The 21262-nt window shown below is 71.8% G+C and carries 19 protein-coding genes; 7 read left to right on the top strand and 12 right to left on the bottom strand.

The window, feature by feature from the left end:
* The first annotated feature begins 36 nt into the window (after window positions 1-36).
* The 3 genes from AMA02S_RS21630 (at window position 37) to AMA02S_RS21620 (ending at window position 2429) form a co-directional block, all read left to right on the top strand.
* Window positions 37-909 (top strand): NAD(P)-dependent oxidoreductase, encoded by an 873-nt coding sequence (locus AMA02S_RS21630; RefSeq protein WP_067461154.1) that lies wholly within the window; start codon window positions 37-39, stop codon window positions 907-909.
* 137 nt (window positions 910-1046) lie between these two features.
* Window positions 1047-1373, top strand: a complete 327-nt coding sequence (locus AMA02S_RS21625) for a hypothetical protein (protein WP_067461153.1) — start codon at window positions 1047-1049, stop codon at window positions 1371-1373.
* Window positions 1374-1418: 45 nt separating this feature from the next.
* The gene (locus tag AMA02S_RS21620) at window positions 1419-2429 is read left to right on the top strand and encodes an LLM class flavin-dependent oxidoreductase (protein WP_067461152.1); all 1011 of its coding nucleotides are present in this window, start codon (window positions 1419-1421) and stop codon (window positions 2427-2429) included.
* Here the strand turns inward: AMA02S_RS21620 and AMA02S_RS21615 are convergent.
* The 7 genes from AMA02S_RS21615 to gabT all read right to left on the bottom strand — a co-directional run bounded on the left by AMA02S_RS21615 (window position 2416) and on the right by gabT (window position 10922).
* Entirely contained in the window at window positions 2416-3204 is a 789-nt protein-coding gene (locus tag AMA02S_RS21615) for an SDR family NAD(P)-dependent oxidoreductase (protein ID WP_067461151.1), read from the bottom strand. The genes AMA02S_RS21620 and AMA02S_RS21615 overlap by 14 nt on opposite strands.
* A 1-nt stretch (window position 3205) precedes the next feature.
* Window positions 3206-3931 (bottom strand): ABC transporter ATP-binding protein, encoded by a 726-nt coding sequence (locus AMA02S_RS21610; RefSeq protein ID WP_067461150.1) that lies wholly within the window; start codon window positions 3929-3931, stop codon window positions 3206-3208.
* The gene (locus AMA02S_RS21605; protein WP_084265445.1) at window positions 3928-5691 is read right to left on the bottom strand and encodes a branched-chain amino acid ABC transporter ATP-binding protein/permease; all 1764 of its coding nucleotides are present in this window, start codon (window positions 5689-5691) and stop codon (window positions 3928-3930) included. The genes AMA02S_RS21610 and AMA02S_RS21605 overlap by 4 nt, the downstream gene beginning before the upstream one ends.
* Entirely contained in the window at window positions 5678-6535 is an 858-nt protein-coding gene (locus AMA02S_RS21600) for a branched-chain amino acid ABC transporter permease (protein ID WP_067461149.1), read from the bottom strand. The genes AMA02S_RS21605 and AMA02S_RS21600 overlap by 14 nt, the downstream gene beginning before the upstream one ends.
* On the bottom strand, window positions 6528-7700 hold the full coding sequence (locus AMA02S_RS21595; protein WP_067461148.1) for an ABC transporter substrate-binding protein: 1173 nt from the start codon (window positions 7698-7700) through the stop codon (window positions 6528-6530). Before AMA02S_RS21595 ends, AMA02S_RS21600 begins: the two co-directional genes overlap by 8 nt.
* Before the next feature lies 1 nt (window position 7701).
* Entirely contained in the window at window positions 7702-9402 is a 1701-nt protein-coding gene (locus AMA02S_RS21590) for an amidohydrolase (RefSeq protein ID WP_067461147.1), read from the bottom strand.
* Between the two features lie 167 nt (window positions 9403-9569).
* Window positions 9570-10922, bottom strand: coding sequence for a 4-aminobutyrate--2-oxoglutarate transaminase (gabT, locus tag AMA02S_RS21585; RefSeq protein ID WP_067461146.1), 1353 nt, complete (start codon window positions 10920-10922; stop codon window positions 9570-9572).
* Between the two features lie 91 nt (window positions 10923-11013).
* On the opposite strand from gabT, the gene AMA02S_RS21580 reads away from it, so the two are divergent.
* Window positions 11014-12537: a PucR family transcriptional regulator gene (locus tag AMA02S_RS21580; protein ID WP_067461145.1), complete on the top strand. Its 1524-nt coding sequence runs from the start codon at window positions 11014-11016 to the stop codon at window positions 12535-12537.
* Between the two features lie 4 nt (window positions 12538-12541).
* A complete protein-coding gene (locus AMA02S_RS21575; RefSeq protein ID WP_067461144.1) occupies window positions 12542-13969 on the top strand; it encodes an aldehyde dehydrogenase family protein in 1428 nt (475 codons plus the stop codon).
* Between the two features lie 84 nt (window positions 13970-14053).
* Here AMA02S_RS21575 and AMA02S_RS21570 read toward each other — a convergent pair whose 3' ends face one another.
* Both AMA02S_RS21570 and AMA02S_RS21565 read right to left on the bottom strand, forming a co-directional pair.
* Window positions 14054-15319, bottom strand: a complete 1266-nt coding sequence (locus tag AMA02S_RS21570) for a cytochrome P450 (RefSeq protein WP_245667703.1) — start codon at window positions 15317-15319, stop codon at window positions 14054-14056.
* 11 nt (window positions 15320-15330) lie between these two features.
* Window positions 15331-16680 (bottom strand): glutamine synthetase family protein, encoded by a 1350-nt coding sequence (locus AMA02S_RS21565; RefSeq protein ID WP_067461142.1) that lies wholly within the window; start codon window positions 16678-16680, stop codon window positions 15331-15333.
* Window positions 16681-16914: 234 nt separating this feature from the next.
* Here AMA02S_RS21565 and AMA02S_RS21560 point away from each other — a divergent pair, with 234 nt between their 5' ends.
* The gene (locus tag AMA02S_RS21560) at window positions 16915-17703 is read left to right on the top strand and encodes an acetoacetate decarboxylase family protein (RefSeq protein ID WP_067461141.1); all 789 of its coding nucleotides are present in this window, start codon (window positions 16915-16917) and stop codon (window positions 17701-17703) included.
* Between the two features lie 71 nt (window positions 17704-17774).
* Here the strand turns inward: AMA02S_RS21560 and AMA02S_RS21555 are convergent, their stop codons facing one another.
* Window positions 17775-18377 (bottom strand): hypothetical protein, encoded by a 603-nt coding sequence (locus AMA02S_RS21555; RefSeq protein ID WP_067461140.1) that lies wholly within the window; start codon window positions 18375-18377, stop codon window positions 17775-17777.
* A gap of 183 nt (window positions 18378-18560) precedes the next feature.
* Window positions 18561-19109: a GNAT family N-acetyltransferase gene (locus AMA02S_RS21550; protein WP_218005078.1), complete on the bottom strand. Its 549-nt coding sequence runs from the start codon at window positions 19107-19109 to the stop codon at window positions 18561-18563.
* 126 nt (window positions 19110-19235) lie between these two features.
* Between AMA02S_RS21550 and AMA02S_RS21545 the strand changes: the two genes are divergently transcribed.
* The gene (locus AMA02S_RS21545; RefSeq protein WP_067461342.1) at window positions 19236-19796 is read left to right on the top strand and encodes a GNAT family N-acetyltransferase; all 561 of its coding nucleotides are present in this window, start codon (window positions 19236-19238) and stop codon (window positions 19794-19796) included.
* A gap of 6 nt (window positions 19797-19802) precedes the next feature.
* On the opposite strand, the gene AMA02S_RS21540 is transcribed toward AMA02S_RS21545, so the two are convergent.
* Complete coding sequence (locus AMA02S_RS21540; RefSeq protein ID WP_067461138.1) at window positions 19803-21245, bottom strand: APC family permease; 1443 nt, start codon at window positions 21243-21245, stop codon at window positions 19803-19805.
* Window positions 21246-21262 lie beyond the last annotated feature (17 nt).

Here is a 21262-nt window from a genome sequence, read left to right as displayed (position 1 = left end):
GGGCCTCCACTGATCCGGCACACCGGGAGATCCGACATGACCGACAGAACTTCCGTGACCGTCCTCGGGCTGGGCCTGATGGGGACGGCCCTCGCCGAAGCACTCCTGGCGGACGGGCACTCCGTCACCGTCTGGAACCGCACCGCCGCCAAGGCCGGACCACTGGTCGCGAAGGGCGCCGTCCAGGCGTCCACCGCCGACGAGGCGCTCGCGGCGAGCCCGCTGGTGCTCGTGTGCCTGTCCGTCTACGCCAACGCGGAGGAGATCCTCGCCTGCGACGATCTCACCGGAGCCACCGTCGTGCAGCTCAGCAACGGCACGCCGCGCCAGGCGCGCGCCATGGCCGAGATCGTCACCGTCCGCGGCGGCCGGTACGTCGACGGGGGGATCATGGCCGTCCCTCAGATGATCGGACGGCCCGGCGCGCTGATCCTCTACAGCGGCGACGAGGCGGCCTTCGCCGAGCACCGCACCGTCCTCACCGCCCTGGCCGAGCCACGCCATCTCGGCGCCGACCCGGGCCTTGCGCCCCTGTTCGACCTGGCACTGCTCGACGCGATGTACGGGATGTTCGCGGGCATCTACCACGCGCTCGCGCTCGTCCGCTCCGAGAAGGTGACGGCCACGACGTTCGCGCCGATGATCCTGGACTGGCTGACCGCGATGCTCGGCTCCCTGCCCGAACTCGCGCGGGTGGTCGACGCGGGCGAGTTCGGCACCGTCGTCTCCAGCATCGCGACCAGCCAGGTCGCCTTTCCCGGCCTGATCGAGACGAGCCGTGACCAGGGCGTGGACCCCTGGTACCTGCCGTCGCTGCGCGACCTGCTCGATCGCGCCGTGGCGGAGGGACACGGCGCGGACGGCCTGGCCCGGCTGGTCACCCTGCTGGAGCGAGGTCAGACGTCCTAAATCGGCTCGGGTCGGGTCGGGGCGGGTCCGGGTCGGGTCGGTAATCGCACGGAAAACAGACCGCCGCACCTCTCGTCTACCGAGATCACCGAGCGTATGATCCGGCTCACAGTTCCCATGATCGGATCGGTGTGCCCATGTACGAGGCCGTGCCCCACCAGCCCGTTCCCCAGTCCGCCGCTCCCGCCCGTCCCGCGCTCGGCATCGGCCCGGACGGGACCTACACGCTCGGCGGGCAGATCGCCGCCTTCGTCCTCGGGCTCCTCACCATGATCGTCTGCCTGCCGCTGGTCGTGGTCGCGGCGCTGCTCTACACCAGCGCCGAGAACCGCTTCGCCGAGCACGACCCCCGGCGAGGCCGGGTGCTGGTGATCTGGTCGTGGCTCTGCATCACGGTCCTGCCGCTGTTCGTGACGGGATCCATCCTGCTGACCGTGGCCGTGATCAAAACCGCGATCGGGTGATCCGAGGCGGGAAGAGGACGGGGTGCGGCCGGGTTGTCACCCGTTATGAGCGTTCCGTTCTCCGTCCTCGACCTGGCCCCCGTCGTCAGCGGGTCCACGTCCCGCCAAGCGCTGCGCAACACCCTCGACCTGGCACGGCACGCCGAGCGGCTCGGCTTCCACCGGTACTGGCTCGCCGAGCACCACGCGATGCCGGGCATCGCCAGCTCGGCGACCGCCGTGCTGATCGGGCAGGTCGCGGCGGCGACGTCCGCGATGCGGGTGGGGTCGGGCGGCGTCATGCTGCCGAACCACGCGCCGATGGTGGTCGCCGAGCAGTTCGGAACGCTGGAGGCCCTCTACCCGGGACGCATCGACCTCGGCCTCGGGCGCGCCCCCGGCACCGACCAGGCGACCGCCCTCGCGCTGCGCCGCTCCCCGGAGGCGCTGTCGGTGGACGACTTTCCCGAGCAGGTCGTGGAGCTGCGCGGCTACTTCGGCGCCGGCAGCAAGGTGACGCCCGCCGCCGGCAACGAGCCACCGGTGTGGCTGCTCGGATCCAGCGGCTACAGCGCGCGGCTCGCCGGGTTGCTGGGCCTGCCGTTCGCGTTCGCGCACCACTTCAGCGCCGAGAACACGGTGCCCGCGCTCGCCCTGTACCGCGAGTCGTTCCGGCCGGGGGCGCTCGACGAGCCCTACGCGATGATCGGCGTCTCGGTCACCGCCGCCGACACCGACGACAGGGCGCAGGAACTTGCGGCGCCGCAGTCGCTGGCGTTCGTGCGGCTGCGGCAGGGGCGTCCCGGGCCGCTGCCGACACCGCAGGAGACCGCGGCGCACCCGTACACGCCGCTCGAACGCCAGATGATCGACTCGCGGATCCGGGACCAGGTGGTGGGCGGCCCGGATGCCGTCCGCGCGCAACTGGACGCGCTCATCGAGCGGACGGCGGCCGACGAGGTCATGGTCACGACGATGGTGTACGACCACGCCGACCGCCTGCGCTCCTACGACATCCTCGCCGAGCTGTACCAGGACAGCCTCGCGCCCGGCCTCAGCGCTTCTAGCGGGGCTTGATCTGGAACTCGAACGGCACCGTCCCGGGGTCGGGCAGGGCGGTGCCGCCGTCCACGCTCAGCACGGCGCCGTTGACGTAGGACGCCTCCGGGCCGAGCAGCCACAGCACCGCCGCCGCGGCCTCCTCCGCCGTCCCGGGCCGGCGCTGCGGGACGAGCCGGGTGACCTCCTCGTACGCCTCCTCACGGCCAAGACCGTGCGGCCCACCGAACCCGTCCATCTCCGCGTCCGACATCTCGGTGCGGATCCAGCCGGGGCACACCACGTTCGCGCGCACACCGCGCGGCCCGTAGTCCGCAGCGATCGTCTGCGTGAGCATGGTCAGCCCGGCCTTGGACGTCGCGTAGGCGGCGACGCCGGTCGGGACGCGCAGCGCCGCCACCGACGAGACCGTGACCAGCGCGCCCCGCGCCTCGATCAGATGCGGCAACGCCGCCCTGGCCAGCAGGAACACCGATGTCAGGTTGGTGTCCACGGTGGCCTGCCAGTCCTCGGGCGAGACGTCCAGGACGGCACCACCGCGCAGGACGCCGGCGTTGGCGACCAGGCCGTCCAGCCGTCCGTGGGTGGCGACGACGCCCTCCACCAGTTCGGCGACGGCGCCCGGCGAGGCCACGTCACAGACCCGCGGCTCCGCGCCGGACTCGGCGGCGACGCGATCCAGCGCGTCCTTGCGGCGCCCGCAGATCACCACGTGGTCGTCCTTGGCGGCGCCGCGCGCGACGGCCGCCCCGATCCCGCTGCCGCCACCGGTGACGATCAGCACCCGTCCCATCTCAACTCCTCGCTTCGGGTTCGCTCACGGCCTCGCCCACGGCCTCACCAAGATAGGCTGCGTGCAGAACTTCGGGGGCCTTGCGGAGGGGGGCCGCGGGCCCGCTGTGGGTGAGCCGCCCGCCGGCCAGGACGTGCGCCGTGTCGGCGATCCCCAGGGCGAGCGTCGCGAACTGCTCGACCAGCAGCACGGCGCAGCCCTCGTCCGCCAGCGACCGGACCGCCGGCAGCAGCCGCTTGACGATGACCGGCGCGAGGCCGAGCGACATCTCGTCGATCAGCAGCACCGACGGTTGCATCGCGAGCGCGCGGGCGAGCACCACCATCTGCTGCTCACCGCCGGACAGCAGCCCCGCCTGCACGTCCATGCGCTTCTCCAGTTCGGGGAAGAGCTCGACGGTGCGGTCGGTGGCCGAGCGGCGGACGGCCCGCAGGTTCTCGGCGACGGTCAGCTGCGTGAACACCGTCCGCCCCTGCTCGACGAGCGCGATGCCGCGCCGCGCCCGCGTCACCCGGTCGAGCCCGGCGAGATCGTCGCCGTCACCGGTCAGCCGCCCGGCGGCGAGCGGCAGGACGCCCGCCACCGCCTCCAGCAGGGTGGTCTTCCCGGCGCCGTTCGGGCCGAGCAGGACGGTCACCTCCCCCGCGGACACGGTCAGGGTGACGTCCCGGACGATCGGGGCGCCGCCCCGGGCGACCGCCACGTCCTCCAGCCTCAGTTCCTTCATGTGAGGGCCACCTCGTCTCCCAGGTAGGCGCGGGCGACCTCGGGCCTGGCGAGCACCTCGGCCGGCGGGCCCGCGGCGATGACCGCGCCGAAGTCCAGGACGACGACGCTCGCGCAGGCGCGCCGGACCATGTCGAGGTCGTGCTCGATGAGCAGGACGGACGCGCCGAACCTGGCCGGGACCTCGATGAGCCGGTCGGCGAGCGCGAGCGACTCGGCGTGGGCGAGTCCCGCGGCGGGCTCGTCCAGCACGATCAGCCGGGGCCGCGCGAGGATCGCGGCCGCCACTTCCAGGAGGCGGCGGCTGCCGACGTCCAGGTCGAAGACGTGCGCCTCCGGCAGCGGGCAGCCGAGGAAGGCGCGAACCTCCTCCAGCTCGTCCCGGGTGACCGTGCGGTGCGCGGCGAACCGCAGGTAGGCGCCGACGGTCAGGCCGGTCGGGACGCGGTCCTGCTGGAACGTGCGGCGCAGCCCGGCGGCGGCGCGGCGGTGCACGGGCAGGCCGTCCAGGGAACGGCCGCCGAGCGTGACGCTGCCGGTCGCGGACGGCAGGAACCCCGACAGCGCGTCGGTGAGGGTCGACTTGCCCGCCCCGTTCGGCCCGATGAGCCCCATGACGGTGCCCTCGGGGACCACGAGGTCCACGTCCTGGAGGGCGACGACCTGCCCGAACCGGACGCTGAGCCCCTGGACCTCCAGGAGCGGCTCGGTGCCGAGCGGTGGCACGCCGGCCTCCACCGGCTCCCGCGGCGCGGGGACCTTGGCGGGCCGGCGGGCGCGCAGCTTGCGGGCGAACCCCTCGCTGATGCTGCTGCCCTGCGAGAGCGCCTGGACGGCACCGACGCCGAACAGCACGTTCGCCCAGTCCTGGTTGATCCCGGCCCGGCGGAACAGCTCCGGCACGAACGCGATCAGGACGCCGCCGAACAGCGCCCCTCCCACGTACTCGCTGCCCGCCATGACGGCGACGACGAACAGGGCCAGCGACCCGATCGTCCCGAAGTTCTGCGCCGTGATCATGCCGACCTGCCCGGCGAGCAGGCCGCCGGACAGGCCGGCGACGAACGCGCTGAGCGCGAACGCCGACAGCTTGGCGCGGGCCACGCTCGTCCCGGAGGCGGCGGTGGCGCGCTCGGAGAACCGGACGGCGCGCCACGCGGCGCCCATCCGGGTCCGTCCGACCAGCTCGACTCCGAGCGCGGCCACGACGAACAGCAGGCCCGCGTAGACGAAGTACTGCCGGTCGGTGGCGATGAACGTCGGCCGGATGACCTGCTCGTAGGTGTCCACGCCGGGGAAGTTGACCGCGGCGATCACGACGTCGGCCGCCGCGGCGAACCCGAGCGTGACGACGGCGAGGTGCACGCCGCGCAGGCGCAGCGCGGGCAGCCCGATCAGCACACCGAACGGCATCGCGGCGAGGCCGCCCACGACCGTCCAGGCGATCAGCCCGCCGGGGGTCTGCCACACGTTGAGCTGGGCGACCGTCCAGGCGCCGACGGCCGCGAACGACAGCGCGCACAGCGAGTTCATCCCCGCCCGGCCGACGACGCCGAGGCCGAGCAGCGCGACCGCCGACACCAGCACGGACGTCGCAAGGAACAGCCAGTACTGCGGCACGACGATCGCCGCGACCACGACGACCAGCAGCGCCGCGACCGGTTGGCCGAAGACGCCCGTCACCGCGGGTAGTGCAAGCCGGCCGGCGGATCGCCCGGCGCCTGCCGGGCCTTCGGCGGTCTTCGCGTCAGCGCGCGGCATCCCACACCTCCCGTCGCTGGGACCAGATCAAGATGGCGAGAATCGCCAGGAACGGCACTGTGTCCCGGTACTGCTGGAGTTCGGTGACGTGGGCGAGCGCGCCCTGGAGCGCGCCGAGCCCGAGTCCACCGGCGACCGTGCGGCCGAGGCTGCGGAAGCCGCCGACCAGCGCGGCGGTCCCGGCGGGGATGACCATCAGCGCCAAGGACGTCTGGTCGCTGGTCTGCTGCGGCGCGATGACGAGCAGGACGGCGGCCGACAGCAGCCCGGTGACCGCCCACATCCCGACGCCGAGGCGGCGGGACGGGATGGCGTGCAGTTCGGCGGTCGTCGGACGTTCCGACAGGGCGCGGAGCCGCAGGCCGAGGACGGTCCGGGTGAGGACGAGCCACGCCGCCCCCGCGACCACGATCGAGCCGACGGTGCACACGGCCGCCGCCTGCGTGACCGTGATGCCGTCCACGGTGAGCAACGAACCGCCGAACTTGCCCGGCATGCGGCGCGGGTCGGTGCCGAACACCAGGTAGGACACCGCCAGCAGGCCGACCAGGAACGCGATGGAGATCGCCGAGCGCTGGTCGGCGCCCGCCTCACCGAACCACTTGCCCATCACCCAGCCGAGCACGGCGGCGACCAGGGTGGCGGCGAGCAGGCCGGCGAGCGCTGCCAGGCCGTAGGGCCAGCCGTGCTCGGCCGCGATCGCCATCGTGTAGACGCCGATGACGCCGATCGCCACCTGGGCGAAGTTCACGACCCTGACCAGGCGGAACATCAGTGTCAGGCAGAGCCCGAGGGCGGCGTACGCGCCGCCCCCGGCCAACCCTGCTATAGCTCCCTCAAGCATTGGGCAGCTTGATCCATTCGGGCGTCAGCACGGTCCAGTCGCCCTTCGTCTCCGGCCTCACGAACTTGGCCGCGAGGTTGGACGCGTGGGTGCTGCCGGCCCCGAATGCGAACGGCATCCCGGTCATGCCCGACTCGATGGGCTTGAGGCTCTTCATCGCGCTGGTAACGGCTTCGCGGGTGATGTCGCCCTTGATCCCGCGCAGCACCGTGACCAGATGCTGGGCGGCGAGGTAGCCGCCCTGGGAGAAGGCCGTGAGCGGCACCTTGTGCTTGGTCATGGTCGCCCGCCAGTCCTTGTTGGCCGCGGACTGGGTGTCGGTGTAGGGCTCGAACTCCGACAGCGCCACGACGTTCTTGCCCGCCGGGCCGAGCGCCTTCGCGGCCTCGACCGTGTAGGTGGAGGCGAGGAACAGCCACTTGATGTTGTTGATGTTCTGCGCCTGCGCGGCCTTGACCCAGCCGATGGACATCGGCTCGACGCCGTTGAACAGCACCGCCTGGCAGCCCGCGCTGCGAGCCCGTAGCACGTAGGGGGTGTAGTCGGTCGTGGAGGCCGACAGGCTCAGGTCGTTGATCAGCAGCTTCTTGCCGGTGATCTTGGACCAGCGGTCGACGCCCTCACGGTAGGCGTTCGCCGTACCGCCGATGATCGAGAAGAACGCGCAGATCTTGTTCAGCTTCAGCTTCTCGGAGGCGTAGTAGAGGGTGACGGTCGAGCCGAAGAACGGGCCGGTGTTGACCGGCGAGATGTTCGGCGAGGCGAAGCAGCCGGGGTCCACGCCGATACCCCGCACGTCAGTGATCTTGTTGCGGTCGTACAGCGGTCCGTTGACCTGGCAGTCGACCAGGCTGGCGCCGCCTGCGAGGGCCACGGCCTTCTTGTTCTGGATGACATCGCGTGCGGCGAGCGCGGCGCTGGCCGGGTCGCCCTTGTCGTCGGCGGTGGTGTAGGCGATCTTGCGGCCGTTGACGCCGCCGTTCGCGTTGACCTCGTCGAAGACGGCGCGGGCCGCCTGTGACGCCTCGGGGAAGGTGACCGGGCCGCTCAGGGTCGAGACCGACCCGATGTTGATCGGCCCGGAGTCGGACCCGGAGGAGTCGTCTGCGCAGGCCGCCAGGGGGAGGGCGAGAAGCGCAGCGGCGAAGAGGGGTGTGATTCGCATGTCAGACACCTTCGGTGCTGTGGACGACCCGGCCGTCGAAGACGGTCATCGCGATGGGGACTTCCGGGAGGTCATGGGGGTCGAGGGAGGTGAGCGTCCCGTCCAGGACGGTGACGTCGGCTGCCTTACCGGATTCGAGGGTGCCCTTCCAGTCCTCGGCGAAGTCCTGCCATGCCGCATTGACGGTGTAGGCGCGGACAGCCTCGGGCAGTCCGACCCTTTCCTCAGGGCCGAACGTCCGTCCGCTGGCCTTGGACTCGCGCAGCAGCATCGCGGCTACACCCTGTCGCCAGTTGGGTGGGGCGACGGGCGCATCCGAGCTGGCGGTGACCGGGATACCGGCCTCGATCGCCGATCGGACAGGGTACTGGTAGGCGGCCCTCTCGTGTCCGAGTTGTTCCTCCAGCATGTCGACGATCATCCATTTGATCGCCGGGTTCATGTTGGCGCCGAACCCGTGCCGCGCGAGCTTGCGCATGCTCTGCGGGCCGAGGAGGTCGGCGTGGATGACGTAGTGCCGGGGGTCGTCGCGGGGGTGCTCGGCCTGCGCGGCCTCGAACGCGTCCACCACGGCGTCGATGGCACGGTCGCCGGTGACGTGCACGCCGAGCTGGTGGCCCGCGACGTGCGCCAACCTGATCATTTCGTTGAGCTCGCGGGTGCGCAGCGCGTCGGCGGCGCCGTGGACGCACAGGCACCCGAAGTCGCCTCCGGGGTACTGCTCGCGCATCCAGGCGGTCTCGTTGGGCGGGATGCCGTCGGCGAACAGCTTCACGCCGATGACGTTCAGGATGCGCGGGTCGACGTCCTCGGGGACCTTCGCGTTGGCGAGGCCCTCGGCGATCTCGGCGGCCGAGCCGCCCATCCCGGTGAGCAGCAGCAGCACGCTGACGCGGGCGCCGAGGTCGCCGCCGCGGGCCAGGTCGCCGTAGACGTCCAGGGTGAGCTGGTCCGAGGCGCCCGCGAACAGGCTCTTGCCGCCTGGTCCGAGGCCGGGCTCGGTGTAGCTGGTGATGCCCTCCTGCTGGAGGGTGGTGACGGCCTCGCGGATCGCCTGCTCGATCTGCTGGCGCGTGTAGCGCGGCAGGTGGCGCTGGACGAGTTCCTGGGCGCCCTCGGCGAGCAGGCCGGTGGGGTTGCCGGCGCCGTCCACGTGGATGCGCCCGCCCTCCGGCGACTCGGTGTCGGCCGTGACTCCGGCCAGCTCCAGCGCCCGCGAGTTGGCCCAGGTGAGGTGCCCGCTGAAGTCCTGGAGGTAGACGGGGTGGGACGGGGCGACCGCGTCGAGGTCGGAGCGGTCGGGCATGCGCCCGCCGTCCAGGCACTCGCTCAGGTAGCCCGGGTCCCAGCCGTTCCCCCGGATCCACTGACCCTCGGGGGTGCGGGACACCGCCTCCTTCACGGCCGCCACGATGTCGGCGATCGAACGTACCGCCGGGTAGCCCAGTTCCAGGGCGAGCGGTGGCCGGTTTGTGCCAAACGCGCAGCCGTGCAGGTGTGAGTCGTTGATGCCGGGCAGCGCGGTGCGCCCGCGAAGGTCGACGACCTCCGTGCGCGCGCCGGCCAGAGCCCGTATGTTATCGGTCGAACCGACCGCCGTGATCTTTCCACCGGTGATGGCCACCGCCTGCGCCACCGAGAACTGCGCGTCGGCCGTGAGGACCTCGCCGTCCAGTAGCACCAGGTCCGGGGAGTGGTTCATGTGCGCCCCTGCTCCTTGATTTGGGCCCAAACGTATTGCGAACGTATGGGGCCAAACGATGAACGGTCAATCACGAACCTATAACAGAGTGATGCGCTTCACTCACCGATGGGCAGCATCAGGCCACCGGTACCCCCGAAAGGTGCCGGTGGCCCGTTCCATGCAGGTCAGCCCGTGAACGCCGCCTCTATGATGTCCAGCCCCTCGGCCAGCAGGTGGTCGGGGATGACGAGCGGCGGCAGGAAGCGCAGCACGTTCCCGTACGTCCCGGCGGTGAGGACGAGCAGCCCCTCGGCATGGCAACGGCGGGCGATCTCGGCGGTCAGCACCGGGTCGGGCTCCGTCGTGCCCTCCCGGACCAGCTCGATCGCGATCATCGCCCCGCGCCCCCGCACGTCACCGATCGCCGGGTGACGCCCGGCCAGCGCCCGCAGCCGGGGCAGCATGGTCTCGCCGATCGCGCGGGCCCGGTCGGTGAGCTTGCCCTCCTCGATCTCCTCCAGGACGGCCAGCGCCGCCTCACAAGCCAGCGGGTTGCCGCCGTAGGTGCCGCCGAGCCCGCCGCCGTGCACCGTGTCCATGATGTCGGCGCGACCGGTAACGGCCGCAAGCGGCATTCCGCCCGCGATGCCCTTCGCGGTGGTGACGATGTCGGGCACGATGCCCTCGTGCTCGCAGGCGAACATGTCACCCGTCCGCGCGAATCCGGTCTGGACCTCGTCGGCGATGAACAGGATGCCGTTCGCCCGGCAGAAGTCCGCGATGGCCGGCAGGAACCCCGGCGCGGGCTCGATGAACCCGCCCTCGCCCTGGATCGGCTCGACCACCACCGCGGCCACGTTCGTCGCGCCGATCTGCTTGCCGATCTGGTCGACGGCCTGCGCCGCCGCCTCCGGCCCGCAGTTCTGCGGCCCGGTCGGCCAGCGGAACGGGTAGGCCAGCGGCATCCGGTACACCTCCGGCGCGTACGGCCCGAACCCGTGCTTGTACGGCATGCTCTTCGCGGTCAGCGTCATCGTCAGCAGCGTCCGGCCGTGGTAGCCGTGGTCGAACACCACCACGGCCTGCCGGCCCGTCGCGTACCGCGCGATCTTGACAGCGTTCTCCACCGCCTCCGCGCCGCTGTTGACCAGGAACGACCGCTTCTCGTGGTCACCGGGGGTGATCCGGTTGAGGTTCTCGCAGACCTGCACGTACGACTCGTACGGCGCGACCATGAAGCACGTGTGCGTGAACCGGTCCGCCTGGGCCTTCACCCGTGCGGCGACCCGCGGGTTGGCGTTGCCCACGCCGGTGACCGCGATGCCGGAGCCGAAATCGATCAGGCTGTTGCCGTCCGCGTCGACGACCACGCCGCCGGCCGCGTCGGTCACATACACCGGCAGTACGCTGCCGACCCCCGGTGGCACCGCCGCGAGACGGCGCTCCTGCAACTCCCGGGACCGCGGTCCGGGAATCTCGGTCACAACACGCCGCTCCTGCGGCAGGCGGCTCATGCCGCCGGGATCCTGGCTGGTCATGGCGCGAACATAGGCCGGACGGCGCCTACGATGAACCATACGGGGCGGCGAAAACCGTCCCCTGGAATGGACATCCTGCACAAGGAACGCAATGCCGCCCACCCTGGCCGCCGTGGCCGCGCTCCCACAGCTCGGACTCCGTCCGCTCACCGGGCCGCCCGCCGGGCCCGTCCCGGACACGCCCGTCGTGTGGGTCGCGGTGAGCGAGCTGGAGGATCCGACGCCCTTCCTGGAGGGCGGCGAACTGATGCTGACCACCGGCATGCGGCTCACCCCGGCGAACGCCGCCGCCTACGTCGACCGCCTGGTCGAACGCGGCGTCGCCGCCCTCGGATTCGCGATCGGCGTGATCCACCCGAGGGTGCCGCCCGAACTGCTCGCCGCCGCCCGCGACCGGGACCTCGTCCTGCTGGAGGTCCCGCGCCCCACCCCGTTCATCGCGATCGGCAAGGCCGTCTCCCGGATGCTCGCCGCCGAGTGGTACGAGGACGTCACCCGCGCCTTCCAGGCCCAGCGGGAGCTGACCCGCGCCGCCCTCACCGGCCCCGCCGCGCTGGTCGCCCGGCTCGCGCGGCTGCTCGGCGGCTGGGCGCTCCTGCTCGACTCGTCCGGATCGGTGCGGCACGCCGAACCCGCCTCCGCCGGCGACCGCGCGGAATCGCTCGCGGGCGACGTGGCCCGGCTCCGGCGGCACCCGGAGTCCCGGCCCGCCGACGGCGCGGCCCTGGCCAGCGTCGCCCTGTCGGTGCCGGGCGAGAACATCGTCCTGCAGCGGATCGGGCTCGGGGGGCGCCCGCGCGGCTTCCTCGCTGTCGGGACGGCCGCGCCGCTCCCTCACGTCGCCCACACCATCGTGGGCGCGGCGGTCGCGCTGCTGACGCTCCAGTCGGAGGTCCCGCGCACCGGCCGCGAACTGCGCGCCGCGCTCGCCGCCCTGCTCCTCGGCCTGCCGCCGGAGGGCCCGGCCGTCCCGCGCGGCACCCTCCGCGTCCTGGCGTGCGGGGGTTCCGGCCCCGTCCTGGACGCCCTGGACTCCGACCCCGCCGGCGACCGCTGCCTGGCCCTGCCGCTCCCCGGCCACACGGCGATCATCGTTCCGGACGGGCTGACCGGCACCATCGTCTCCCTGCTCGCCTTCGCCGGCCCCCTCGGCGTCAGCGATCCGGTGCCCGCCGAGGATCGGGAGCCGGCCGGCGCGCTGGGGACGGCGCTCCGCGAGGCCGAGGACGCGCTGGCGGCGGCACGGCGGCGGGACGAGGACGTGCTGCACTACTCCGACCTGCCCGGGCAGGGGCTACTCGGGCTGCTCGAACCCGGCCCGGCCCGCGCGTTCGCCCGCGGGCTGCTGGCGCCGCTGCGCGCGGAGGGCCTGCTGGAGTCCGTGCGGGCCTACGTCGCGGCGAACGGCCAGGGCGAGGCGGCGGCCAGGGCGCTCGGCGTCCACCGGCACACCCTGCGTACCCGGATGCGCAAGGCGGCCGAGCTCCTGAACCGTGATCTCGACGACCCCGCGGTCCGCGCGGAGCTGTGGTTCGCGCTAGCCGTCACGGCCAATGAGGACAGCCGAATTGGACATCCTGGAGACTCGCCCCCAGGTCCGCCGGGGATAGCGTGAACCTATGAACGTGACCCCATTCTGGCTGGCCGGCCGGGCCGAGACCGGTGTCGGCGAGCTGACCGTGACGCACCCCTACGACGGCCGCGTGGTCGGAACCGCCGCCGTCCCGTCCCCCGACCAGGTGGAGGAGGCGCTCGCCGCGGCACACGCGGTGCGCGCGGAGGCGGCGGCGCTGCCGCTGCACGTGCGAGCCGAGGCGCTCGCGCACGTGTCCGCGCGGCTGGCCGAGCGCGCCGAGGAGGTCGCCCGGCTGATCACCGGCGAGAACGGCAAGCCGCTGCTGTGGGCGCGCGGCGAGGTGGGCCGCGCGGTGTCCACGTTCCGGTTCGCCGCCGAGGAGACCCGCCGGTTCAGCGGCACCACGCAGCGGCTCGACACCGACCCGGCCGCGAACGGGCGGATGGCCTACATCACCCGCGTGCCGAAGGGCCCGGTGCTCGGCATCTCCCCGTTCAACTTCCCGCTCAACCTGGCCGCGCACAAGATCGCGCCGGCCATCGCGGTCGGCACCCCCATCGTGCTGAAGCCCGCCCCCGCCACTCCCCTGTCGGCGCTCCTGCTCGGTGAGCTGCTCGCCGAGACCGACCTGCCCGCCGGGATGTTCTCCGTCCTGCCCGTCCCGAACGACCGCGCCCCCGGCCTCGTGGACGACCCGCGCCTGCCGATCGTGTCGTTCACCGGCTCCGTCCCGGTCGGCTGGGCGATCAATGACCAGGTCCCGCGCAAGCACGTCACGCTGGAGCTCGGCGGGAACGGCGCCGCCGTCGTCCTCCCGGACACCGACCTCGACTGGGCCGCGAAGCGGATCGGGCTGTTCTCCAACTACCAGGCCGGGCAGAGCTGCATCGCCGTCCAGCGCGTCTACGTCGACCGCTCGGTGTACGAGGAGTTCCTGCCCAAGCTGATCGACACGGTCGGCGCCCTCGTCACCGGCGACCCGTGGGACGACAAGACGCAGGTCGGCCCGCTCGTCAGCCAGGACGCGGCCGAACGCGTCGAGGCATGGGTGGACGAGGCGGTCGCCGCCGGGGCGAAGATCCTGGTGGGCGGCACCCGTGAGGGGGCGGCCTACGCCCCGACGGTCCTCGCCGACGTCCCCGCCGACGCGAAGGTGTGCCGCGAGGAGATCTTCGGCCCGGTCATGATCGTCCAACCCGTGGACGGCGTGGACGAGGCGTTCGCCCTGGTCAACGACTCCAAGTTCGGCCTCCAGGCCGGCGTGTTCACCCGCGACCTCGACATCGCCTTCCGCGCCCACCGCGAGCTCGACGTCGGCGGCGTGGTCATCGGCGACGTCCCGTCCTACCGCGCCGACCAGATGCCCTACGGCGGCGTCAAGGACTCGGGCGTCGGCCGCGAGGGCCTCCGCTCGGCCATGGCCGACTACACCGAGGAGAAGGTCCTGATCTTCACCGGTCTCCCCCTCTGACCCACCCGACAGGGCCCCGCAGCGCGGGGCCCTGTCGCGGTCGAGGCGTGCCGGAGTCCGCATGTCCTCACGCGCCGCTGAGGGTCAGGCGAGGGTGGTGGTGACCGGCATTTCCTTGATTCCGTTGACGAAGTTGGAGCGGACGCGCCGGATGTCTCCCGCGAAGCGGATGTCGGCCAGGCGCGGCAGGAGTTCCTCGAACATGATGCGCATCTCAAGGCGGGCGAGTGCGGCGCCCATGCAGAAGTGAGGGCCGCCCTTGCCGAAGGTGATGTGGTCGTTCGGGGAGCGGGTGACGTCGAAGCGGTGCGGGTCGGTGAAGACGGCCTCGTCGCGGTTGCCGGACGCGAACCACAGCACGACCTTGTCGCCCTCGCGGATCGCGGTGCCGTGCACCTCGGTGTCGCGGGTCGCGGTGCGGCGGAAGTGGTAGACGGGCGAGGACCAGCGGAGGAACTCCTCCACGGCGGTGGGCATCAGGTCCGGGTCGGCGCGGAGCCGGTCGGCCTGCTCGGGATGGTCGATCAGCGCGCGCATGCTGTGGGTGATGGCGTGCCGGGTGGTCTCGTTGCCGGCGACGACGAGCAGCAGGAAGTAGTTGTCGAAGTCGCGCTCGGTGAGCGGTTCGCCGTCGCGCGGTGTCTCGTTGACCAGACGGCTGATGAGGTCGGTGCCCTCGCCGCCGCGGCGGCGGGCGGCGAGTTCGCGGCCGTACTCGAAGACCTCCAGCGAGGCGGGGCTGCGGAAGGGCAGGTCGCGGTACCGCTCGCTCTCGGCGCTGTGCAGCAGGACGTCGGCGTAGTCGGGGTCGGTGTTGGCGATGATCCGGTTGCCCCAGTCGATGAGCTGCTCGGTGTCGTCGTCGGGGACGTCCAGCATGCGGGCCAGGACGTTGATCGGGAAGTCGGCGGCGACCTCCTTGACGAAGTCGAAGGTGCCCTTGGCGAGCGCGAGGTCGAGGGTCCGGGCGGTCAGGCCGCGCAGGAACGTCGCGTAGCCGGCCACGGAGCGCGGGGTGAACTCGCGCGCCAGGATGCGGCGGAGCGCGAGGTGGCGGGGGCCGTCGGTCTCCAGCATCGAGCGGCGGATGGCCGCCTGCCGCTCGTCCACCTCTTCGAGGTTGACGAACTTCTCGGAGGTGAAGGTGGCCTGGTCGCGGTCGGCGGCCACGATGTCGGCGTGCCGGGTGAGCGACCAGAAGCCACCGCCGCCGTCGGTCTCGGGGTTCCAATGGACGGGCCGGCTGCGGCGCAGCACGTCGAACATCCGCCAGGGCGTCTCGCCGTCGAGGAAGTTGTCGGGGTCGGCGAGGTCCACCGCGAGGGTGTCGTGTGGCGTGTCGACGGGCAACGAGGGCTCCTTCACAGGTGGTAGGAGTACTCGCGGAACTCCCAGTCGGTGACGTGCCGGCCGAAACGGGCGACCTCGTCCCGCTTGTAGGTGAGGAAGGCGGACACGAACGGCTCGCCCAGCACCTCGATCAGGGCGGTGTCAGCGGCGAGGGCGTCCAGCGCGGTGGGCAGGTCGGCGGGCAGGACGGGCGCCTTGGCGGTGTCGTAGCCGTAGCCCTCCAGCGGCGCCGGGCAGGTCAGCTTGTCGCGGATCCCGAGGTAGACCGCGGCGAGGAGGCCGGCGATGCCCAGGTAGGGGTTGGCGGAGGCGTCCCCGAGCCGGACCTCCATCCGGGACGCGGCGCCGCGCTCGGGCGGGATGCGGACCATGGCGCTGCGGTTGTCCAGCCCCCAGTCGATCAGCCAGGGGGCGAGGGTGTCGGGGCCGAACCGCTTGTAGGAGTTGATCGTCGGGTTGAACAGCGCGGCGAGCGCGGGCGCGTGCTCCAGCACCCCGGCGATGGCCTGGTGCGCGGTCTCCGACAGCCCGTCGGGGCCCTCGCCCTGAAAGACGTTGCGGCCGTCGCCGTCCAGGCAGGACAGGTGGACGTGGAAGCCGGAGCCGCCCTCGTCGTTGAAGGGTTTGGCCATGAAGGTGGCGAGCAGCCCGTCCCCCCGGGCGATCTCCTGGACGGCGGACTTGAACCGGAACGCGCGGTCGGCGGCGTCGAGGGCGGCGGAGTGGTCGAGGTTGATCTCGAACTGGCCGCCGCCGAACTCGTGGTTGCCCATCGTCACGCCGAGGCCGAGGTCGCGCAGGTGGCGCAGGGTGCTCAGGAGGTGGCCCTCCGGGTCGCCCTTGCGGCCGGCGGTGTAGACGTTGCCGGGCGCGTCCCCGTAGCGGCGCCAACCGGAGGGCGCGGAGGGGTCGGGCTCGCAGAGGTAGTACTCCAGTTCGGGCCCGGTCACCGGGTCGAGGCCGAGCTCGGAGAGCCGGGTGACGGCGCGGCGCAGGACCTCGCGCGGGGCCTCGGGGCAGGGCTCGACGCCGCCCGGCTCGAAGGCGTCGCCGAGGCAGGACGCGACGCCGGGCTCCCACGGGACGGAGACCAGCGTCGACAGGTCGGGGCGGACGCAGATGTCGGGCAGGCCGGCGTCGAGCCCGCCCGCGACCTCGACGGTGTCGCCCTGAGGGGTGGTGTGGTAGATCGCCCTGCAGAAGGACAACCCGTGTTCCATCACCGAGGGCAGCCGCTCGACCAGCACGTCACGCGCGCGCTCGGTGCCGAGCAGGTCGGTGTAGCCGACTCGGACGACGTCGATGCCGTCTGCGGTCAGTCGCTCCACCACGTCATGGACTGCCGGGTCCTGTCGGCTCACGCAAGCTCTCCTCGGTGGACGAACTTCATTTGGGCTCAAACCATATGTGGGGTCAGCAGATCCTGACAAGACTCCGCCGGGACACACTCGATCACCCTTGGAAAACAACTCCGCGGAACCGCCGAACATGCCCGATCTTCTCGGGGGGACAGTTCCTGACCATGGGAACCGAGTGGCAAAACCGCATCGCAACGCCTATCGTACGGACCCAAACGACATTCCAGGAGGAGCGCGGTGGCATCCGTCCGAGGTTTCCTGCACCCCAAGACCGCGACAGGCCGGTCGTCACTGATCCCGAGCCCGCCGTGGCACTACTCGGGCGACCTGCTCACCGTCGAGTACCGTACCGACCCCGAGCGCGTGGCCGAACTGCTGCCCGCCCCGCTGTCCCCCGCTCCCGACGACCCCGGCGCAGTCGCGATCATCTGGGCGGACTGGCAGTCGTGCTCGGCGTCGGCCGAGGAACTCCTCGACCCGGTCCGGGCCCAGTACAAGGAGTGCTTCGTCGTCGTCCGGTGCTCCTTCGAGGGACGGACGTACTCCCGCTGCGTCTACATCTGGGTCGACAAGGACTTCGCCATCGCGCGCGGGTTGCACCAGGGCTACCCGAAGAAGCTCGGCTCGATCCACCAGACCCGCCCGCACCCGTACGGGCAGGGCGCCCCGCGCATCGCCGCGGGCGGCCGTTTCGGCGCGACCCTGGCCGCCGCCGACCGCCGCCTGGCCGAGGCCGTGGTGACCCTCCGCGGGCCGTCCGAGACGAACGGCTTCGTCAACGGCCACCCCATGGCACACAACCGCTTCCTGCCGTCCATCGAGCCGGGCCAGCCGCCCGCGCTGGACGAGCTGATCGAGTCCGGCGCGGCGGACGTCGAGGCCGGCCCCGCCTGGGCGGGCGACGCCGACCTCCGCCTCTTCGATTCCCCCACCGAGGAGCTGGCCCGCCTTGAGGTGGTCGAGCCCATCGGCGCCTACTACCGGCAGGTGGGAGTCGTCTGGAACGGCGGCCGCCGCCTGGCGTAGGTGTCCTGGCCGCAGACGGACGGGAGGGGCGCCCGCCGGCCCGAGGCGGGCGCCACCACACCGGTTCCGGGTCAGGTGATGGTCACATGGGCCAGATCGAAGTAGTGGGCTCGCGATCTCTCCGCGCCCACCGAGACCCCGTAGGCGACGTAGAAGGTCCTGACGTCATGGACATCGATGGTCGTGCTGTAGGTGTACTGCCGCCACCCATCGACCTGGGTGCGACCCAAGCCCAACTTGACGAAGTCCTCCTCGTGGGTCGGGGCGGTGCGGTCCACGTGCGCGATGATCGGCCAGTTGGTCGCCTCGTCGTCGCCGTCGTTCCACTCCCAGACGGACAGTTCGACGGTGATGCTGGGCTGCCCCAGCGGCACGGGGAACCCACGTTCCACCCACAGGGTGCCGTCACCGGGCCCGTCCAGCCAGAAGTCGAGGCTGTGCGTTCCGCTCTTGGCCAGGTCGGTGGACCAGGTCACGTCCCCGTCCCGTAGCTTGTCGTCCTTCTTGGCGATCCACCCCTCGGTTCCGCTCTCATAGTCGAAGGTGTGGTCGGCGAGCACCGCCCGCGCCGCGGGCGCCGCCGCCGGCGGGGCGGCCGCGGCGAGACCCGCCCCCGGCATCAACACGGTGGCAGTGGCAGCGGCAGTGACAGTGGCGAGCGTGGAAAGCCTCATGTGTCCTCCTTGGACTGCCAAACGGAGGACTCCTCGATTGGTCCTCCGCGAGACGGGATCATCCGTCGCGGATCGGGGACCACGCAAGGGTGTGGGCGGGCCCTGTCACACCACCTTCGAGCGGTGCGGACGGTCCACCGCGCTGAGGAGAAGCGATGCGGAGCCGACGGCGGCGGGGCCGTCCTATGTCTCGGCCCGCGGGACGGCGCCGTGCGCCGATGGACGGTCGGCGCGGTAGAGGAAGTGGGCAGGATCGTCGGCAGGGTTGTCAGGCTCCATCTCGCCCTCGCCGATCTTGCGCAGGCCCGCCTTCTCCAGGGCGCGCCAGGACCGTCGGTTGGCTGCCACGACGGGGACGATCACGCAGGTCGCGGACGGGTGGACGGCCCAGATCCGGTCGAGGACCGACTCGATCATCCGGGTCCCGAGGCCCTGGCCGGTGCGGTCCGGGTCGCCCACCAGATAGTCGATGCTCATCGCGCCGGTGGGGACGTCGACGAGCGGCGCCAGTTCGGCGATGTACTCCGGGTAGTCGGCGAGCAGGCAGCACTGCACCAGGCCGACCGGCCGACCGTCCAGGGACGCCAGGAGGTCCTCGGAGGGCTCCTCTCCCCTGACCGCGGGGCCGAAGTCGCGCATCACGGCCGCCGGCGACGTCTCGTGGTTCCACCACCGCGCGACGTGGGGCCGCGCCAGCCACTCCCGGAGCAGACCGAAGTCCTCTTCCGTCACTCGACGCCATGTGAAACCGGGTTCCGTCACGAGACCCACGCTAACCGGCGCGCGGCCGCCACCGCCCGCGGTTTTCTCCTGCGTGCGAGGATCCGAAGATCGGGCACGATCACCGTGGAGGACGAGATGTTCGCGATATCCCTCGGCGACGGCGCCGAGCTACGACCCCTGGAGCCCTGGCAGGCCGAGGAGTTCCTCGCGCACATCGACCGCGGACGCGAGTACATCGGCGTGCACGTCGGTCTCCCCGATGTCACCGCCGATCTCGAATCCGCGCGGAGCTGGCTCCAGGGGTACGCCGACAAGGCCGCCGCGGACGCCGGCCGCCTCTATGGCATCTGGCTCGACGGGCTGCTCGTGGGCGGCGTCCTCTTCCGGATCTTCGACGTGCGCCTGGGCAACTGCGAGGCCGGCTGCTGGCTGGAGCCGGACGCGGTGGGCCGCGGGCTGGTCACCCGCGCGGCCCGCGTGATCATCGACTGGGCGATCCGGGAACGCGGAATGCACCGTGTGGAGTGGTTGGTGTCGTCCGAGAACACGGCGAGCATCAATGTGGCCCGGCGGCTCGGCATGACCCGCGAGGGGGCCCTGCGCGAGAACCACCCGTACCGGGGCGTGCGGCAGACCACCGAGGTCTGGGCCGTGCTCGCCTCCGAGTGGCCGGTCCGAACCACCGGGACACGTTGACGAGGCTCAGGCGCCGCCGCCGATCCGGGCGTAGACGTCCGGACGGGCCTGGCGGAGATACACCGCGAAGGCCACGCCCGCCGCGGCGGCCACGACGATCAGGCCAGGCAGGACCCAGGTGAGAGACGAGCCCTTCTCGGCGCCCAGCAGGGCGTCGAAGTTGAGCAGGCTGACGACGAAGACGGTGCCCAGTCCCACGGCCGCGACGGCGGGGGCGAGGAGGCGGTTCCAGGCGTTCTCGCCTCGGTGCTCCCGCGCGAAGTAGACGACGACGGCGGCCGAGGTGAGGGCCAGCAGCAGGATCACGCCGAGTGCGCCCAGGTTCGTGAACCAGTTGAACAGGGTGAGCACCGGATCCTTGCCGGACGCGGCGAAGACAACCACCACGACCGCGGCCACGACGGTCTGGGTCAGCGAGCCCACATGCGGGGAACCGTGACGGGTGTGGGTGCGGCTCAACGGGGAGGGGAGGACACCCTCGCGCCCGAGGGAGAAGAAGTAGCGGGCCACGGCGTTGTGGAACGACAGCAGCGCCGCGAAGAGGCTGGTGACCAGGAAGAGCTGGGCCAGGTCCGCGAAGAGCTTGCCGATGTGCGCTTCCGCGAGGACGAACACGAGCGCGGGGCCGTCCTTCTGGGCCCGACCGATGATCTGGGACGAGCCGGTGCCGACGGTCATCGCCCAGGCCGTGAAGGCGTAGAACACCCCGATGACGGCGACCGCGATGTAGGTGGCGCGGCTGACCGTCCGGCGGGGGTCGCGGCACTCCTCGCTGTAGAGGGCGGCGGCCTCGAAGCCCATGAAACTGGCCATCGCGAAGCAGAACGCGGCGCCGACCGCACCCGAGTTCGCCGCGTCCCACCCGAGCGGGGCGACGGAGACGCCGGACGGGGCGTCGGCCACCTGGGCGATGTCGAAGACCAGGACGGTCAGGAACTCGACCGCGAGCAGCACGCCGAGGACGCGGGCGTTCAGGTCGATGCGGCGGAAGCCGAGGACGGCGACCACCGCGACGCCGGCGAGCGCGACACTCCACCAGGGCAGGTCGAGGCTCAGCTTGGTCTTCAGCAGGTCGGCGGTGGTGAAGCCGAACAGCCCGTAGAGTCCGACCTGCATCGTGTTGTAGGAGATGAGGGCGACGAACGCGGCGCCGACGCCGGCGACGCGCCCGAGCCCGTGCGTGATGTAGGCGTAGAAAGCCCCGGCGTTGGCGATCGACCGGCTCATGGCGGCGTATCCGCCGGTGAAGACGGTGAGCAGGACCGCGAGAATGACGTACAGCAGCGGAATGCCGACCACGCCGGTGACGGCGAAGGACGTCGGCAGGCCGCCCGCGGCGACGGTCAGCGGAGCCGACGCGGCGACGACGAAGAAGACGATCTCGGGGACGCCGATACTACGGCGGCCGGTTCCGGGTGACGAGGGGGACTCGACTGCGGGAATCGCCATGCGCGGCTCCATTGCCG

The organism is Actinomadura macra NBRC 14102 (genome assembly GCF_001552215.1).
GTDB classification, from domain to species: Bacteria; Actinomycetota; Actinomycetes; order Streptosporangiales; family Streptosporangiaceae; genus Spirillospora; species Spirillospora macra.
Note: the sequence above shows the minus strand (reverse complement) of the source record. Positions and strands in the feature narration are given on the sequence as shown.

Coding starts and splice junctions, on each gene's coding strand:
- AMA02S_RS21540 (WP_067461138.1), bottom strand. CDS start 21,245: ATGGCGATTCCCGCAGTCGAGTCCCCCTCGTCACCCGGAACCGGCCGC.
- AMA02S_RS21605 (WP_084265445.1), bottom strand. CDS start 5,691: ATGCCGCGCGCTGACGCGAAGACCGCCGAAGGCCCGGCAGGCGCCGGG.
- AMA02S_RS21620 (WP_067461152.1), top strand. CDS start 1,419: ATGAGCGTTCCGTTCTCCGTCCTCGACCTGGCCCCCGTCGTCAGCGGG.
- AMA02S_RS21625 (WP_067461153.1), top strand. CDS start 1,047: ATGTACGAGGCCGTGCCCCACCAGCCCGTTCCCCAGTCCGCCGCTCCC.
- AMA02S_RS21545 (WP_067461342.1), top strand. CDS start 19,236: ATGTTCGCGATATCCCTCGGCGACGGCGCCGAGCTACGACCCCTGGAG.
- AMA02S_RS21595 (WP_067461148.1), bottom strand. CDS start 7,700: ATGCGAATCACACCCCTCTTCGCCGCTGCGCTTCTCGCCCTCCCCCTG.
- AMA02S_RS21630 (WP_067461154.1), top strand. CDS start 37: ATGACCGACAGAACTTCCGTGACCGTCCTCGGGCTGGGCCTGATGGGG.
- AMA02S_RS21590 (WP_067461147.1), bottom strand. CDS start 9,402: ATGAACCACTCCCCGGACCTGGTGCTACTGGACGGCGAGGTCCTCACG.
- AMA02S_RS21555 (WP_067461140.1), bottom strand. CDS start 18,377: ATGAGGCTTTCCACGCTCGCCACTGTCACTGCCGCTGCCACTGCCACC.
- AMA02S_RS21580 (WP_067461145.1), top strand. CDS start 11,014: ATGCCGCCCACCCTGGCCGCCGTGGCCGCGCTCCCACAGCTCGGACTC.
- AMA02S_RS21575 (WP_067461144.1), top strand. CDS start 12,542: ATGAACGTGACCCCATTCTGGCTGGCCGGCCGGGCCGAGACCGGTGTC.
- AMA02S_RS21600 (WP_067461149.1), bottom strand. CDS start 6,535: ATGCTTGAGGGAGCTATAGCAGGGTTGGCCGGGGGCGGCGCGTACGCC.
- gabT (WP_067461146.1), bottom strand. CDS start 10,922: ATGACCAGCCAGGATCCCGGCGGCATGAGCCGCCTGCCGCAGGAGCGG.
- AMA02S_RS21610 (WP_067461150.1), bottom strand. CDS start 3,931: ATGAAGGAACTGAGGCTGGAGGACGTGGCGGTCGCCCGGGGCGGCGCC.
- AMA02S_RS21615 (WP_067461151.1), bottom strand. CDS start 3,204: ATGGGACGGGTGCTGATCGTCACCGGTGGCGGCAGCGGGATCGGGGCG.